The sequence below is a fragment of the Paenilisteria portnoyi genome (assembly GCF_014322795.1).
GTDB lineage: Bacteria > Bacillota > Bacilli > Lactobacillales > Listeriaceae > Listeria_A > Listeria_A portnoyi.
Genome location: NZ_JAASTT010000030.1, coordinates 1 through 16,110 on the forward strand (window position 1 = coordinate 1; position 16,110 = coordinate 16,110).

18 protein-coding genes are annotated in these 16,110 nt (G+C 41.9%); 11 read left to right on the forward strand and 7 right to left on the reverse strand.

Annotated features, from left to right (window positions below; genetic code table 11):
- Positions 1–336 precede the first annotated feature (336 nt).
- From HCJ66_RS15215 to yugI, 4 genes are all read right to left on the reverse strand, one after another.
- The gene (locus HCJ66_RS15215; RefSeq protein WP_187133911.1) at positions 337–1,095 is read right to left on the reverse strand and encodes a DeoR/GlpR family DNA-binding transcription regulator; all 759 of its coding nucleotides are present in this window, start codon (positions 1,093–1,095) and stop codon (positions 337–339) included.
- Positions 1,096–1,180: 85 nt separating this feature from the next.
- Positions 1,181–2,530 (reverse strand): glucose-6-phosphate isomerase, encoded by a 1,350-nt coding sequence (locus HCJ66_RS15220; protein ID WP_187133932.1) that lies wholly within the window; start codon positions 2,528–2,530, stop codon positions 1,181–1,183.
- 79 nt (positions 2,531–2,609) lie between these two features.
- Positions 2,610–3,023, reverse strand: coding sequence for an NUDIX hydrolase (locus tag HCJ66_RS15225; RefSeq protein WP_181676880.1), 414 nt, complete (start codon positions 3,021–3,023; stop codon positions 2,610–2,612).
- 156 nt (positions 3,024–3,179) lie between these two features.
- Positions 3,180–3,545, reverse strand: coding sequence for a S1 domain-containing post-transcriptional regulator GSP13 (gene yugI, locus HCJ66_RS15230; protein ID WP_187133912.1), 366 nt, complete (start codon positions 3,543–3,545; stop codon positions 3,180–3,182).
- 151 nt (positions 3,546–3,696) lie between these two features.
- Between yugI and HCJ66_RS15235 the strand changes: the two genes are divergently transcribed.
- The 3 genes from HCJ66_RS15235 to HCJ66_RS15245 all read left to right on the forward strand — a co-directional run bounded on the left by HCJ66_RS15235 (position 3,697) and on the right by HCJ66_RS15245 (position 6,709).
- A complete protein-coding gene (locus tag HCJ66_RS15235; protein ID WP_187133913.1) occupies positions 3,697–4,863 on the forward strand; it encodes a MalY/PatB family protein in 1,167 nt (388 codons plus the stop codon).
- Positions 4,864–4,931: 68 nt separating this feature from the next.
- Positions 4,932–6,032 (forward strand): ABC transporter permease, encoded by a 1,101-nt coding sequence (locus tag HCJ66_RS15240; RefSeq protein WP_187133914.1) that lies wholly within the window; start codon positions 4,932–4,934, stop codon positions 6,030–6,032.
- Positions 6,032–6,709, forward strand: coding sequence for an ABC transporter ATP-binding protein (locus tag HCJ66_RS15245; protein ID WP_187133915.1), 678 nt, complete (start codon positions 6,032–6,034; stop codon positions 6,707–6,709). Before HCJ66_RS15240 ends, HCJ66_RS15245 begins: the two co-directional genes overlap by 1 nt.
- 125 nt (positions 6,710–6,834) lie before the next feature.
- Here the strand turns inward: HCJ66_RS15245 and HCJ66_RS15250 are convergent, their stop codons facing one another.
- Positions 6,835–7,143: a PTS sugar transporter subunit IIB gene (locus HCJ66_RS15250; RefSeq protein ID WP_036063597.1), complete on the reverse strand. Its 309-nt coding sequence runs from the start codon at positions 7,141–7,143 to the stop codon at positions 6,835–6,837.
- A 161-nt stretch (positions 7,144–7,304) separates the two neighbouring features.
- Positions 7,305–7,892, reverse strand: coding sequence for a peptidylprolyl isomerase (locus tag HCJ66_RS15255; RefSeq protein WP_187133916.1), 588 nt, complete (start codon positions 7,890–7,892; stop codon positions 7,305–7,307).
- Positions 7,893–8,126: 234 nt separating this feature from the next.
- Between HCJ66_RS15255 and HCJ66_RS15260 the strand changes: the two genes are divergently transcribed.
- From HCJ66_RS15260 to mnhG, 8 genes are all read left to right on the forward strand, one after another.
- Positions 8,127–9,335 (forward strand): lmo2377 family MFS transporter, encoded by a 1,209-nt coding sequence (locus HCJ66_RS15260; RefSeq protein ID WP_187133917.1) that lies wholly within the window; start codon positions 8,127–8,129, stop codon positions 9,333–9,335.
- Positions 9,336–9,656: 321 nt separating this feature from the next.
- Complete coding sequence (locus tag HCJ66_RS15265; RefSeq protein ID WP_187133918.1) at positions 9,657–12,065, forward strand: Na+/H+ antiporter subunit A; 2,409 nt, start codon at positions 9,657–9,659, stop codon at positions 12,063–12,065.
- Complete coding sequence (locus HCJ66_RS15270; RefSeq protein WP_187133919.1) at positions 12,052–12,474, forward strand: Na(+)/H(+) antiporter subunit B; 423 nt, start codon at positions 12,052–12,054, stop codon at positions 12,472–12,474. The genes HCJ66_RS15265 and HCJ66_RS15270 overlap by 14 nt, the downstream gene beginning before the upstream one ends.
- The gene (locus HCJ66_RS15275) at positions 12,475–12,822 is read left to right on the forward strand and encodes a Na(+)/H(+) antiporter subunit C (RefSeq protein WP_036095138.1); all 348 of its coding nucleotides are present in this window, start codon (positions 12,475–12,477) and stop codon (positions 12,820–12,822) included. It begins immediately after the preceding gene.
- Positions 12,815–14,299: a Na+/H+ antiporter subunit D gene (locus HCJ66_RS15280; RefSeq protein ID WP_187133933.1), complete on the forward strand. Its 1,485-nt coding sequence runs from the start codon at positions 12,815–12,817 to the stop codon at positions 14,297–14,299. The genes HCJ66_RS15275 and HCJ66_RS15280 overlap by 8 nt, the downstream gene beginning before the upstream one ends.
- Positions 14,300–14,306: 7 nt before the next feature.
- Entirely contained in the window at positions 14,307–14,783 is a 477-nt protein-coding gene (locus HCJ66_RS15285; protein ID WP_187133920.1) for a Na+/H+ antiporter subunit E, read from the forward strand.
- Positions 14,784–14,818: 35 nt separating this feature from the next.
- Positions 14,819–15,070: a Na(+)/H(+) antiporter subunit F1 gene (locus tag HCJ66_RS15290; protein WP_222717534.1), complete on the forward strand. Its 252-nt coding sequence runs from the start codon at positions 14,819–14,821 to the stop codon at positions 15,068–15,070.
- Complete coding sequence (mnhG, locus tag HCJ66_RS15295; protein ID WP_187133921.1) at positions 15,054–15,635, forward strand: monovalent cation/H(+) antiporter subunit G; 582 nt, start codon at positions 15,054–15,056, stop codon at positions 15,633–15,635. Before HCJ66_RS15290 ends, mnhG begins: the two co-directional genes overlap by 17 nt.
- 45 nt (positions 15,636–15,680) lie before the next feature.
- Here mnhG and menI read toward each other — a convergent pair whose 3' ends face one another.
- Positions 15,681–16,055 (reverse strand): 1,4-dihydroxy-2-naphthoyl-CoA hydrolase MenI, encoded by a 375-nt coding sequence (gene menI / locus HCJ66_RS15300; protein WP_187133922.1) that lies wholly within the window; start codon positions 16,053–16,055, stop codon positions 15,681–15,683.
- Positions 16,056–16,110: the final 55 nt, after the last annotated feature.

The window sequence follows — 16,110 nt, forward strand, 5'->3', positions numbered from 1 at the left end:
CGATTCTTACCTAGAAACATCACTGTCTCTATTGGTTTTATCTTTGTTTCTGTTCAGTTTTCAAAGGTCAATCTCTCATTCGCTTTCATCTAGCAGCGACCTTCTTATAGTATCATTAGGGCTAATCTTTGTCAACAGTTTTTATCTTTTTTTTGAATAAAAGTTTAATTACTGTTTTTTAGCTGATTTTCAACCATGAAGCTTGGAAATCCTTTGCTATTAGCCGTTTTTCTAGTTACTTATAAGAGGCACGATAACTAGAATACCATGTATATTCTATAAACGCAATAGTATTTCACAAATTTATTTTTAATTATTTATTCCTTTGTATATTCACTAGGTTGTATGGATAATCAAGCCCTTCTCTAAAAAACGGTCCTTTAATGAAGAATCTAATTCTATTCCTGTGATAATACTAGTAATGTCAATAAAATCTGCGTATTTGTACAGTGATATTCTTCCAAACTTGGTGTGGTCTGTTACTAGGAAAACTTCGGTTGCTGAATGGAGCATCTGGATTTTTGCTGGTACTAGATACTCGTCGTAGTGCATGAGACCTTTTTCCAGATCGATAGCTGGTGTCGTGACGAATGCCTTATGAACATGTAAATTCCGTAGGGTTTCTTCGGTAATCATACCATTTAGCATATAAGTTTCAGGATATAGAACACCACCTGTAACAATGACTTTGATAGAAGAATGGCGTAGAATGGTGGCTACATTGATGTCGTTTGTGATAACCGTTAGTTTTGTGCGGTCTTGGATAGCTCTAGCAATGTGGCCTGTTGTCGTACCTGAATCAAGAATGATTGTATCTCCATCCTCGATAAGGGATGAAGCATAGGATGCAATGCGTTGTTTTTCCTTAAATTGGACTTCTTCACGTTTTTGGAAATCTGGTTCAGATATGATTTTTTCTTCTATCATGACGCCGCCATGTGTTCGCTTTAGTTTTTTTTCGTTTTCTAGGGTTGTTAAATCGCGGCGAATTGTGACTTCGTGGACTTTGAAATGACGAGCTAGTTCATTGACGCTAGCTATTTTTTTATTTTTTACGTAGTTTAAGATGGCTTGTTTGCGTTCAATGGAAAGCATCTTTTTCTCCTTTCGTGATGTGACTAACTAAAAAATCTGCGTGGCACTTCCCTAAGTTCTGGAGGTTTCACGCAGATTTGAGATATTATTTCAAGCGTTTTTCTAGTTCTGCTTTCATTTCTTCGTAGCCTGGTTTGCCTAGTAACGCAAACATGTTGGCTTTATAAGCTTCTACTCCTGGTTGGTCGAATGGATTTACACCATTTAGGTAGCCACTCACACCGACTGCGATTTCAAAGAAGTACACTAGATATCCGAATGAATAGGCGTCTAGTGATGGAATTTCTACTACAAAATTAGGTACATCTCCATCTGTATGTGCAAGTAGGGTCCCTTGGAAAGCTTTGTCGTTTACATAGTCCACGGTTTCCCCTGCTAGATAGTTGAGTCCATCAAGATCATTATCTTCTTTATTGATTGTTATTTCGTGACGGGCTTTTGCTACTTTTACAACTGTTTCGAAAATGTTGCGGCGTCCTTCTTGGATGTATTGACCTAAGGAATGTAGGTCTGTAGAGAAGTTGGCGCTGGATGGATAGATTCCTTTTTGGTCTTTACCTTCACTTTCGCCGAATAGTTGTTTCCACCACTCGTTGAAGTATTGTAAGCCTGGTTCATAGTTAATAAGCAACTCAGTGACTTTACCTTTGCGGTAGAGCACGTTGCGGGCTGCTGCATATTGGTAAGCGATGTTTTTATCTAATTCTGGGCTACTGAAATCGGCACGAGCTGCGTCAGCGCCTTTCATCATTGCTTCGATATCTACGCCACTTGCTGATATTGGTAATAGTCCAACAGCTGTAAGTACGGAGAAACGACCGCCAACATCATCTGGAACGACGAATGTTTCGTATCCTTCTGAGTTTGACAGTTCTTTCAATGCACCTTTTGCTTTATCGGTTGTTGCGTAAATGCGAGATTTCGCTTCTTCTTTACCGTATTTCTTTTCTAAAAGTTCCTTGAATACGCGGAAGGCGATTGCCGGTTCTGTTGTTGTACCAGATTTAGAAATAACGTTAACCGAGAAGTCTTTGCCATCAATCACGTCGATGAGGTCGTGTAAATAGCTTGAACTAATACTGTTCCCTGCGAAAAATACTTGCGGCGCTTGGCGTTTCTCTTTGTCTAGTACATTATAAAATGCGTGATTTAGCGTTTCAATCGCGGCACGTGCACCAAGATACGAACCGCCGATACCAATAACGATTAGAACTTCAGAATCTGCTTTAATTTTTGCTGCTGCTTTTTGGATGCGGGCGAATTCTTCTTTGTCGTAATCGCGGGGTAGGTTGATCCATCCCAGATACTCGTTTCCTGCGCCAGTGCCATTATGTAGTGCTTCATGTGCTGCTGTGACAGCTGGTTGTAAATAGTCGATTTCATGTTGCTCGAAAAATTTCAATGCGTTTGAATAATCAAATTGGATATGTGTCATCATTTTCCCTCCAAATTTAGTGCCTATTTATAGTACTTACTTTATATCAACCGTGCCAATTTAGCAAGAATAGTGTGTCCTAATTTTCTTGTGGTAAAATATACGGAACGCCATTTTCTAAAACTAGTTTGTTGATGGCGACGTCTTGTTCTTGAAGTAGGTCATCAGCTTGAGGAATCGAGGTCCATCGTGCATGAAAAACGCTATCATCTTTCTCCACCGTGAGAAAATCTCCTGTCGCGGTTGCTTTATAGACAAATAAGCAGACATGTTCCCAAGCAGTTCTGCGTTCTTTGACATACAATAAGCTATCAATTGTACAGTTTATCCCTGTTTGTTGCTTCACTTTTGAGATTAGCGCTTGTTCCAGTGTTTGATCGGTTTCGACCCGACCTCCTGGAAATGACCATTTTAAATCGCGATTTTTCACAAGTAGAATGTCATCCTTTTTTTCGTTGTAAATAAATCCCTTCACTAACAGTACCCTCTTCATGAACAAACCTCCCTTAAGGCCTTATATTTAAAATTATCTAAAAATTCAAATCCACGAAGCAATCATTAACTATGTTGTCTAAAATGTTTGTTAATTAAAAACAGAAAACCTTATGATTAGGAAACTCCTGCGCGAAGTCTCCTAAGGTTCATTGGTTTACTTGTCTGCTTTGTCTACCCACTCTTGTAGTTTGTCGCGCAAGGTATTGAAGCCTTCGTCTGGTCCTGATGACATTTGTTGTTGCTGTGGACGTTTTGATTCTTGTTTTGCTTTTGCAGGTGCTTCTTCCGTCGCGCGGATCGATAAGCTGATTTTATTTGTTTCATTATTGATTTCTAGAATTTTGACTTTTACTTCTTGTCCAACTTCTAAAAATTCATGCACATCTTTTACAAAACCGTGGTGGATTTCTGAAATGTGTACTAATCCTTGCGTTTTGTCGTCCAATGCGATGAACGCGCCGTAGCCTTGAATTCCTGCTACCTTACCTGTAATAATATCGCCAACTTTAAATTCACTCATTCTCTATTCCTACTTTCTGACTTTCAATAATTACAAATTATATCACTACGCCTCAAAATACACAATTATTAGATTTGATTTTAAACATTGTTTCGTATGAGATTATGATACAATGGGACTGAAAAGCGTATTTTTTGAGGAGGATTTAGTGATGAGTCATTTTGATGAAGTAATCCCGCGTATTGGGACAAACAGCGAGAAATGGGACGATGTGAAGAATTTATTTGGAACGGAAGATATTATACCGATGTGGGTGGCCGATATGGATTTCAAGCCGCCGTATGCTGTTCACCAAGCCTTTCAAAAATTGCTAGACCACGGGATTTTTGGCTACTCGATGACGGTTCCTGGATTAAAGCCTAGCATTGTGAATTGGTTGGCTACACGCCACGGTTACACAGTCGATGAATCTGCTATTTTTTTGAATGCTGCGGTTGTTCCTTCTATATCTATGGCGATTCGTTCGTTAACGGAAAAAGGGGACGCGGTTTTGATGCATTCGCCGGTGTATCACCCTTTCTTCTTGGTGACTGCACAAACGGAGCGCGTTGTTACACTGACTCCGCTGATTTATGAAGATGGTTCGTATCAGGTAGATTGGGCTGATTTTGAGGAAAAAGTGAAGCAGGTAGAGTTGTTTATTCTCTGTAATCCGCATAATCCTGGTTGCCGTAGTTGGACCCCTGAGGAGCTTCAAAAAATGGTCGCGCTTTGTGAACGCTATGGTGTGCCGATCATTTCGGATGAGATTCATTCGGATTTGACGATGCCTGGTGTGACACATACGCCGCTTGCTGTTGCGACTCCCGATTACGCGGCACAAATCATTACATTGATGGCGCCAACAAAAACGTTTAATTTAGCTGGAATCAAGGCATCCTTTTTTATTACGACAAATCCGGAATTCCAGAAAAAATTTGAGTACGAGGCGAAGTATACATCACGGCCCGAGCTGAATTCGTTTGGCGCAGTTGGCATGGAAGCGGCTTATCGTTTTGGCGCTGAATGGGTGGATGAGTTGCGCGATTATATTTTTGGGAACTATCACTATACGAAGGCTGAGATTGAAAAACATTGCCCGACTATTGGGGTAACGAGGCTTGAGGCTACTTATTTGATGTGGCTGGATTGCCGGGCGCTCGGTTTGGATGATAAAACAATCTATCAGAATTTGATTGATGCAGGGGTTGGTGTGCAGATGGGATCTGATTTTGGTGTCGCGGGTTCGGGCTTCGTTCGTTTAAATATTGCTTGTCCGAAAGAGACGTTGCAAAAAGGGGTCGCTTGTTTAATAGATGGCCTACAAAAAACGCATTGATCGGTTTTTCACGATTTATTTGTTATACTTGAGAAGGAAAATTCAAAAAATGAGGAGTTGGAAAATATATGTTTTTAGGACTTCGTGAATTGCTTTATTCGAAGTTACGTTATTTCTTGGTGACGGGGATTATGATTTTAATTGTATTGTTATCCTTGTTTTTATCGGGGCTAGCGAATGGTTTGGCGTATGATAATGCTTCTTCTGTCGCGAATAATGATGTGCCGTATTATGTTCTGGCCAAAGATGCGCAAGGCAAAGTGGAACGTTCGCTTTTTCCTGAATCAGATTTGGCAGATATTAAAGATGATAAAAATGTGAAAGATGCCGCTGTTCTTGGTCAGTCGATGCAAACGTTAAAGCGTGCAGAAGATGGCAAGAAATTCAGTATGGCGGTCTTCGCGATTACACCTGGCAGTTTTTTAGAGCCTAAAGTAACATCTGGTTCGCAAATGAGCGTGACCAAACCGGACGGCGTGATTGTAGATTCCTCGTTAAAAGGCGATCTAAAAGTTGGCGACGTCATTGAAGACGACATTTTGAATAAGCAGATGACTGTTATTGGTTTTGCGAAGGACCAGAAATATAGCCACGCTCCTGTTGTTTATATGAATATGGCAGTTTGGCAAGCGATTAACCCGAGCCTTTACCACCAAAAAATTCCGCAAACGAGTACAGTTGCGATTCTTGCTAAGGACGCGGATAAGGATGTTTCGATCGATAATAAGGATTTGACGGTTATTACGCATAAAGATTTCCTAGGTCAAATTCCTGGTTATTCCGCGGAGCAAATGACGCTAAACATGATGATTTTCTTCTTGATTGTCATTGGTGGCTTCATTTTGACGGCTTTCTTCTATATTATGACATTGCAAAAAACAGGACAATTTGGGATTTTGAAGGCGCTTGGAACGAAGACGAGTTACTTGGTGGCAAGCGTTGTTTCACAAGTTGTGTTGATTTCGGTAGTGAGTATTGGGATTAGTATCGCTGCTACGGCTGGGCTTTCGACAATTATGCCTGACGCGATGCCGTTTCGTTTAACGGGCTGGACGATGACGCTTTACAGTGTGCTGTTTTTCGCGGTAGCGGTTATCGGTTCACTTTTATCACTCATCAAAATTGCTAAAGTAGACGCGCTGGACGCGATTCGGGGAGGCGATCAATAATGACAGCTCTTTTACAATTTGAAAATGTAACGAAAATCTATCCTTCTGGCCCAACGACGATTCATGCGTTGCGCGAAACTAATTTTGAAGCGAATGCTGGGGAATTGATTGCGATTGTCGGACCTTCTGGCTCTGGAAAAAGTACTTTCTTGTCTTTGGCAGGAGCACTACTTACACCAACTTCTGGAAAAATTGCGATTAACGGGAAAGTCATCAGTGATCTATCTAAAAAGGCGCAAACGGAATTACGTTTGTCTGAAGTCGGATTTATTTTTCAAGCGGCACATCTTGTTCCATATTTGAAGGCGCAACAGCAACTTGAGTTTATTGGTAAATTGGCTGGGCAGGAAAAACAAGAAGTAGCTAAGAAAAGTGAGGCATTGCTAACGCAACTCGGTCTCGGTGATCGCTTGCATTTTTATCCGAAAGATTTATCCGGAGGTGAGAAACAGCGGGTGGCGATTGCGCGCTCGTTGATTAATGAACCTGCTGTGATTTTAGCGGATGAGCCGACTGCGAGCTTGGATTCTACTCGAGGTCGTGAAGTCGTGGAATTGCTTCGTGATGAGGTGAAGGGTAAGGAACGTGCGGTAATTATGGTGACGCATGATGAGCGGATGTTGGATTTATGCCACCACGTTTATCGGATGTTGGATGGTGTTTTGACGAAGGATTAATAGGAAAGCGATATACCTATGATTTTTGGGGTATATCGCTTTTTTTCAGAACTTACACACCAAAAAAGCTGAAGTCAGAAGTGGCATATGCCAACTAATAACTCCAGCTTTGATTCGTTTATTAATTATTCACCCATTAATTTCAATGCGTGATCAAGTACCTTTTCACCGTTCATTGTACCGTAAGCCGTCATGTCGATAACATCAACTGGCACGCCTTTTGGTTCAGCTAATTTATCAACTGTTGATTTTTGGTAACGAACTTGTGGGCCAAGCAAGACAACATCTGCTGTATCGATAAGTCCATTGATTTCAGAAATAGAATACGCAGCAATTGTCGCTTCTATTCCTTTTGCTTCTGCCGCTTTTTGCATTTTTGTTACTAATAAACTTGTGGACATTCCTGCCGCACATACTAATACGATATTTTTCATCAAAAATCTTTCCTTTCGATTTTAGGGTGGCTTGCTTTTGCTATATCTCTATTATACTCATTGTATAGCGTTTACACAAGATTGAGCTTAGCACGCGCGTGGGTTTCGTGACTTATCCTCATTTTCTGAAGATTACTGCGCGCTGAAGCATTGCATTTTTATTATAGGATGGTGATTTTATCGATGGTTACGTCGTGGACTGGTTTGTCTTGGGCGCCTACGCTTACGGACTCTATTTCATCTACTACGTTCATGCCTTCTACTACTTGGCCAAATACTGTGTGGCGGCCGTCTAGATGCGGTGTTCCGCCGGCTTTGTAGGCTTCAATTACTTCGGCTGGAAATCCTGCTGATTCCATTTGTTTCGCCATTTGTGGATGTAGATTCTTATTTGTTACAATAAAGAATTGGCTGCCGTTTGTTCCTGGGCCTGCGTTTGCCATGGATAGTGCGCCGCGCATGTTGAATGCATTTGGTGAGAATTCGTCTTCGAATGGTGCGCCCCATATGCTTTCGCCGCCGTAGCCTGCGCCTTCTGGATCGCCGCCTTGAATCATGAAATCAGCAATAACACGGTGGAAAATGATACCTTCGTAGTAACCATTTTCAGCGTGTGTGAGGAAGTTTTCTACTGCTTTTGGTGCGATTTCTGGGAATAGTTTAATTTTGATTGTTCCGCGATTTGTTTCCATCGCCACCAGTTTTTCGTTTTCTGCTACTTCTGTTGATAATTGTGGATAGTATGTCATTTTTTTAATCTCCTTTTTTATATCTCATTGTCTGCTCTTATTTAAACCATATTATGAGTAAATTCACAAATACAGCGAGTAGATATATACATAATATACTAGCCGCACCCCAAATAACAATTTTTTTGACCATGCTGCCTCCTCTTTTATAGCTTGTTTATTTTATTTCTTTGCTCCTTTATTCTATAATGGAATCAGGTATTTGGAAACTAATAAGGAATAGAGATGGTTTTTATGTCAATTAAAAAACGGAATCTGTATATTTTGATGGTGGCGAATTTGTTGATTTCAGCGAGTACAACGATGATTATGCCGTTTTTGTCGCTGTATATTGAAACGTTTGAGGATTATAGCGAGGCATACGTGCAGCGCTGGGCTGGGTATATTTTTGGGGTGACTTTTTTAGTCGCTTTTATTTTTTCGCCGATTTGGGGACGCATTGGGGATAAGTATGGCTTTAAGAAGATTTTGATGTTTACGGCTTTTGGGATGAGTGTGAGTATTTTCCTTATGGGTTATGCTCATTCCGTCACATATATGATGGTTTTGCGAATTTTTATGGGGGTTGTGACTGGATTTATCGGGATTTCGAATGCGTTTATTGCGAGGCAGACGGATCGGAATGAGGCTGGAAAAGTTCTTGGGACTCTGCAATTGGGTGGTGTAACTGGCATGTTATTTGGTCCGCTACTCGGTGGGGCTCTGGCTGACTTCTTTGGATTTTCGAGTACGTTTATTATTACAGGGATTGCCATTTTTGTTGCGGCGCTACTCGTTACGTTTGGTTTGAAGGAAGTTCGGCCGGATTTAGAGGGTGTGAAAAAAGTGACGTATTCGCGTCGGGAAGTGCTGAAACATATTTTTCAGTTGCGGGTTTTGATGATGGTGATGATTATTTCGTTGCTCATTCAGGTCGCGAATTTTAGTGTGCAGCCGCTACTTGCGCTTTATGTTGGGGAGTTGACGCATACGGATAATGTGGCGTTATTATCTGGACTTGCTTTTTCGGCGGCGGGTTTTGGGAACTTAGTGATGACGCGAAAATGGGGAGAACTTGGGGATAAGTATGGGTACGAGAAAATTTTGAATATCTTGCTGATTATGGCGGCGCTCTTTGTTTTACCGCAGGCTTTTGTTCCGAATTTGTGGTTGTTTATTTTCTTCCGATTCTTGTTTGGTATCGCGATTGGTGGGATGGTCCCTTGTGTTACGGCTTACATTCGGTTGTCTGCTCCAGGTCAGATGCAGGGCGAGATGCTTGGCTATAACCAAAGTGCTCGTTTTCTCGGTAATGTAATTGGGCCTATTCTTGGTGGGACGATGGCTGGCTTTGTTGGGATGAGCAATGTTTTTGTCTTTACTAGTTTTATGTTTGTTGTGGCATTTGTGTTGCTTTGGCTTAGCTTGAGATCTGATCGAAAACGTCATGTGAATGTGGATTAATTTCATGATCGTTGTTTTTTTCTTGGAGCAACGATTTTTTTATTTTTCATCTTTCTTCATATTTATAGAATTCGGAAAATATCCCTGTTTTCACAAGCTAATCAAGTTTCTACCCTTTTTTTCAGGTAAATAAGTATGCTATAATAAAAATTGTGGCAAACAACGCGTGTTCCATGTCTTTATTTTGTGAGACATACCCACGAGCACAGAATCACAGCCTATTCTTTATCTTCGGGTTTTCAATTGAAGCTTCTATGCTTTCATAATAAATTGTGATGTTTCGTCATGTTATATCTTATTTTCACCAAGGAGGGAGAACTTTTGTCATTTCTACACCTCGCCATTTTCTTGCCATTTCTCATGGCCATGCTTATTCCCATTTTTTATCGATGGACTAAACAACTGCATACTGGATGGATCGTTTTGCCGATTCCTGTCATCTTATTTATCTACTTTTTGACGTTTATTCCGCAAACGATGGACGGGGTTGTCACGCAGACGATGCCTTGGATTCCATCACTTGGTATTAATTTCACTGTCGTTGTTGATGGGCTCAGCTTATTATTTGCTTTGCTTATTACAGGGATTGGGTCGCTCGTTACGTTTTACTCTATTTTCTACTTAGGTAAAAAGAAGGAGCGTTTAAACAATTTTTATGCATTTTTGTTTATTTTCATGACAGCCATGCTTGGAGTTGTACTCAGTGATAATTTGGTTGTACTCTATTTATTCTGGGAAATGACGTCGATTAGCTCATTCCTATTAATCGGGTATTGGTATCATCGGGAAAGATCGCGTTATGGCGCGCGAAAATCATTACTTATCACCGTATTCGGAGGCCTAATGCTCCTCGGTGGGATTTTATTACTTCACCTTATTACAGGCTCGTTCTCATTACGCGAAATAATTTCGGAGGCCGCGCTTGTTCAGAGTAGCTCACTCTTTATTCCAGCCATGATTTTTATTTTGCTGGGAGCTTTCACAAAATCAGCGCAAGTTCCATTTCATATTTGGTTGCCTGACGCGATGGAAGCGCCGACGCCAGTTAGTGCGTATTTGCATTCGGCGACAATGGTTAAGGCTGGGATTTATCTGGTTGCTCGCTTTACACCCCTCTTTGCAGTGTCAGGGGCCTGGTTTTGGACGATTTCGTTGGTTGGGATTGTGACGCTATTCTGGGGTTCGATTACGGCGACGAAGAAAACTGATTTGAAGGCGATTTTGGCTTATTCTACAATTAGTCAGCTAGGCTTGATTATGACGCTACTTGGTGTCGGGGCTGCTGCGCTTCATTTTGATTCTTGGAATGATAACATTTATATTGGCGCGATTGTGGCTGCAGTATTCCATCTGTTTAACCACGCCACATTTAAAGGTAGTTTGTTCATGATGGTCGGGATTGTCGATCATGAGACTGGGACGCGGGATATTCGGCGCCTCGGTGGCTTGATGCAGATTATGCCGATTACCGCGACGATTGCTTTTATTGGAACGTTTGCGATGGCTGGTTTGCCGCCTTTCAATGGTTTTTTGAGCAAAGAAATGTTTTTCCAGAGCATGGTTGATGTGGCCTCGCTGAATCTATTTCATGCGGAGACATGGGGCGTGATTTTGCCAGTCATTGCTTGGATTGGGAGCATTTTCACCTTTGTTTATAGTATGATTATTTTCTTCAAAACCTTTGGTGGCAAATTCAAACCGCATTTGTTGCCGAAAAAGCCGCACGAAGCTCCGATTGGTTTATTATTACCACCAATGATTCTGTCAGCGCTTGTCGTTATCACGGGAATTTTCCCGAATTTGATTTCAAAACCGCTCCTTGAACCTGCCGTGAAATCGATTATGCCTTCGCTTTATGGGACGGATTATTCGATTCATATTAGTTTCTGGCATGGCTTCACGATGGCTTTATTGATGACAGCTGGCGTTATTATTTTAGGGATTCTCCTATACAAGACGGCGAATTGGTGGAAACCTTTTATTGCAGAGAAAGTTCCGGCATTTTTCCGTTGGGGCAAGGCGTATGATAATAGTATGTACTATATGGAGCAGGGCTCGTATCGCTTCACTTTGTGGGTAATGACTGGCTGGTTGCGGACTTATTTGAACTACATGTTGACGGCTTTCATTATTTTGATGCTCGGTACGATTTTTGCGACGGATGCGCTTAATTTCGACCTTTCAGCGATTTCGCGTGTGACGATGATGGACGTCGTTTTAACACTTGTCGTGATTATAACGCTTATTGGTATGGTGTTTTCGAAGTCGCGAATTACCTCCATTATTTTGCTTGGCGCAATGGGTTATACGATTAGTATCTTCTTCATTATTGCTCGGGCGCCCGATCTTGCATTGACACAGCTCGTGATTGAGACGATTTCGGTGGTGCTTTACTTGCTCGTCTTCTATCATCTGCCACAGTTTAGTAATATTGAAGAGAAACCGCGATGGCTTTCTGTGAAGACGTTTATTAGTATCGGTGTTGGGCTTGTGGTTTTCTTGATTTCGCTTTCGGCTTATGACACGACTTTTTACGATTCGATTTCGCAGTATTATATTGATAATACGTACACGAAAGCTGCTGGGAAAAATATCGTCAACGTTATTCTGGTCGATTTCCGCGGCTTTGATACGCTGTTCGAAACGGCTGTGCTCGCGATTGCATCCATTGGTATTTTTGGAATGATAAAATTACGATTAGCTAGGAGGGGGAAAAATGAAAACAAATGACGTATTGCTGCGTAATGTAACCAAGGTTGTTGTCTTTATTATTTTCCTATTCTCGCTGCATCTGTTCTTAGCTGGGCATTACAATCCTGGCGGTGGCTTCGTTGCTGGTCTTACTTCTGCTGGTGCGATTACGCTGACATTGATTGCATATGACACGCAGACAGTGAAAAGTATGTTAAATATTAACACGATTATGATGACTGGGATCGGCTTGCTATTCGCTGTCGGTACTGGCATGATTGGGATTTTTACCGGCGATCCATTTTTGACACATAAATTCGGTCATGTGGATTTGCCGATTCTTGGTGACACATCGCTTCACACGGCGACGATTTTTGACTTAGGTGTTTATCTGGTCGTTGTTGGTGTGACGCTTACGATAATTCAGACGATTGGGGAGAGTGACTAGATGGAACTGTTGATGTCGATTTTAATTGGGCTCATGTTTATGGCAGCCACTTACCTCATTCTTTCAAAAAGTTTGTTGCGTATTATTCTTGGAACGGCGATATTGAGCCACGGAGTCAACCTGCTTATTTTGACGATGGGCGGCTTGAAAAAAGGGAAGGCTCCTCTGCTTGATACACCTGGGCTTTCTGCTTACAATGATCCATTGCCGCAAGCACTCATTTTAACGGCGATTGTTATTAGTTTTGGTGTGACAGCGTTCTTCTTAGTCCTTGCTTATCGGGCTTATCAAGAACTGGATAGCGAGAGCGTTTCGAAGACAAGGGGGCATGAATCTGATGATGACTAACCTTGTTTTAATGCCCATCTTGATTCCGTTTTTCGGCGCCATTTTCTTGATGTTGTTACCACGAAAAGTGATGGTGCAACGCGTGCTTGCTGTGATTACGAGCGTTGTGTTGATTGGTGCTAATATTTTTCTCGTTTATTACGTCTATCAAAATGGGATTCTTGTTGTAACGCTTGGAAATTGGCCGGCACCTTATGGGATTTCGATTGTTGGCGACATGCTAGCGATTCTGCTGGTGAGCACGACAAGCCTTGTGCTTCTTGCTACGCTGATTTATTCTTTCTATTCTATTGGGAAACCTCGAGAACGATTTCTGTATTATCCGGCTGTGTTATTTATGATTGTCGGTGTTAACGGCTCATTCTTGACGGGAGATATTTTCAACTTATTTGTTTTCTTTGAAGTGATGTTGATGGCGTCTTACGTGTTACTCGTGTTAGGTGGGACTAAGGTTCAGCTGAAAGCGACGGTCAAGTATTTGCTTATTAATGTGATTGGTTCGGCCTTTCTGGTCATGGCAATTGCTCTCATGTACTCGATGGTAGGCACGCTGAACATGGCGGATATCTCGCAAAAAATTTCTGAGATTCATGGCGGAAATACGGGAATGATTACGGTTGTGGCGGTGTTATTCTTGTTTGTATTTGGACTAAAAGCTGGGATTTTCCCGTTATACTTCTGGTTACCGGGCTCCTATTTTGCACCGCCGATTCCAGTGCTTGCTTTGTTTGGCGCTTTGCTTACAAAAGTCGGAGTTTACGCGATTATTCGGGTGTATACGCTGTTCTTCTACAACGAGACAAGTTTTGCGCTACCGCTGTTGTCGACGCTCGCGCTCATTACGATTGTGCTCGGCGTCATTGGCGCGATTAGTTATAATGATATGAAAACGATTATGATTTACAATATTTTAATCGCGGTTGGTGTGATTCTATTCAGTGTCTCACTGATGACCCGCGAAGCCATGACTGGTGCGATTTTCTATCTGATTCACGATATGCTGATTAAAGGGACACTGTTTCTCGTTATTGGCACTATCATTGCGATTACCGGCTTTTCTAACATCAAAAAATTCAGCGGTCTCATGAGCGTAAAACCATCGCTCGGCTGGACGTTCTTTATCGGAGCGCTTGGTCTTGCTGGTATTCCACCTCTCAGCGGCTTTATTGGCAAACTTTTAATCGTGGAAGGCGCTTTTTCCGTTCAGAATTATGTCGGCGGAATCGTCGTCCTGCTTTCTAGCCTGTTCGTCCTCCTTTCGATGATCAAAATTTTCTCCAAAGGGTTCTGGGGCGAGAAAAAAGGCACGTTTAAACTGGATATTCCGTACCGAAAAATGATGGTACCCGTCTTGATGTTGCTCGCGATTTCTGTCGCTTATGGTATCTTTTCAGAAGGTATGTATCCGCTGATTGAAAAGGCGGTCGATCCATTAGTTGACCCATCGATTTATATTCAAGCGGTACTGGGGGAGTGATGCAAAAATGGCGTTTCAATTAATTATTAATATTATTCTTGCCTGTTTGTGGATGTTCCTGCAGTCTTCTTTTACGATGGGAACTTTCATTCTTGGGTTTATCATCGGGATATTCTTGCTTTTCTTCATGCGCCGCTTTCTTGGCTCGCGCTTTTACATTTGGCGAATTTTAGCGCTCGTGAAATTGATTTTTAACTTCTTTAAAGATCTCATTAGTTCGACCGTAATGGTGGCTCGTATCGTTCTTAAAAAAGATATGAACATTCGTCCGGGGATTTTCCGTTATGAAACAACGCTTGAAACTGACTGGGAAGTGACGATGCTGGCGATTCTGATTACGCTGACGCCAGGGACACTTTCTATCGATATTTCTGATGACTACAAAGCAATTTATGTGCATTCGCTTCACGTTCCGAATATTGAAGAGGAAATTGCGACCATTCGCAAATCCTATGAAGGCGCGATTATGGAGGTGTTCCATTGATTATTCTAGGTACAGCACTAGCCCTTGCCCTGTTTATGTATTCTATCTCGATTTTCCTTTACCTATACCGGATCTTAAAAGGACCAACGACCTCAGATAAAGTTGTGGCGCTTGACTCGATTGGGATGAACCTTGTCGCCATTGTTGCCCTGCTTTCAATGCTACTCGACACAAGTGCCTATTTAGACGTTATTCTCTTGATTGCCCTACTTGCCTTTATCGGTACTGTCTCGTTCGCAAAATTTGTGGAGAAAGGTAAGGTGATTGAACGTGAACGTGATAATTGAGATTATTATTTCGATCATGATTCTCCTTGGCGCCTCGCTCAGCATTTTGGCAGCGATTGGCGTCATCCGCCTTCCCGATGTTTATACGCGAACGCATGCGGCTGGTATTAGTAACACGTTTGGCGTGAGTTTACTGCTTTTCGCGACGGTTGGTTATTTTTTTCATTCCGGTAGTGGTTTTAACGCGCGGGTTCTACTTGCGATTCTGTTTATCTATCTGACCACGCCGATTGCCTCCCACTTAATTAACCGTGCGGCTTACGATACGGGTGTGCCACTGGCGATTCGAATTCGTGACCAACTGCGTTCCGTCAAAAAAGACGAGATTAAAGAGCGGAAAAATATTATTATTAAACAAGAACAGTTGGAGCGTGCTCGTCAAGAACGTGAGGAGTTAGAGGAACAACTGGATTGGGATTTACGTGAAGAGAAGATTGTGGAGCGTGAAGAGTTGGAGGATGTTGCTCGTGAACAAGAGGAAACATTGATTAAGCTTGAATCTGATGACTCGGAACAGGAAATAATCGAACTTGATGAGGAAGAAAATACCGATAAAAAAGAATAAACAAAACGCCATGCCCTGCGGAAAAATATCGCGGACATGGCGTTTTTACGCTCGTTTTTCTTTTACAGCTAATGTGCAGCGGCTAATGCATAGTAGTTTATTCTCTGTTACGCTTCGTATCTCGACTTGCCAAACGTGCGTCGTTCGGCCGATATGAATTGGTGTTGCCGTAGCAAGCACATAGCCGTCTTGTATGGATGAAATGTGATTTGCGTTAATCTCAAGGCCGAACACGATTTCATTCGCTTGCACATGCTCTGAGGCCCCTATGCTCGCAGTTTGTTCTGCAAGTGCCACCGATGCTCCGCCGTGCAAATATCCAAATGGCTGACGGGTTTTCTCATTTACTGGCATTTTTACAGTCGCGAACTCCTTCGTCAACTCCACCAATTCCATTTCTAAGTATTCTCCTAAACTCATAGCTTAATCACGCCCTTCCCTTCCCTCTTATTTTCTCATTATAGCTGAAAAATCT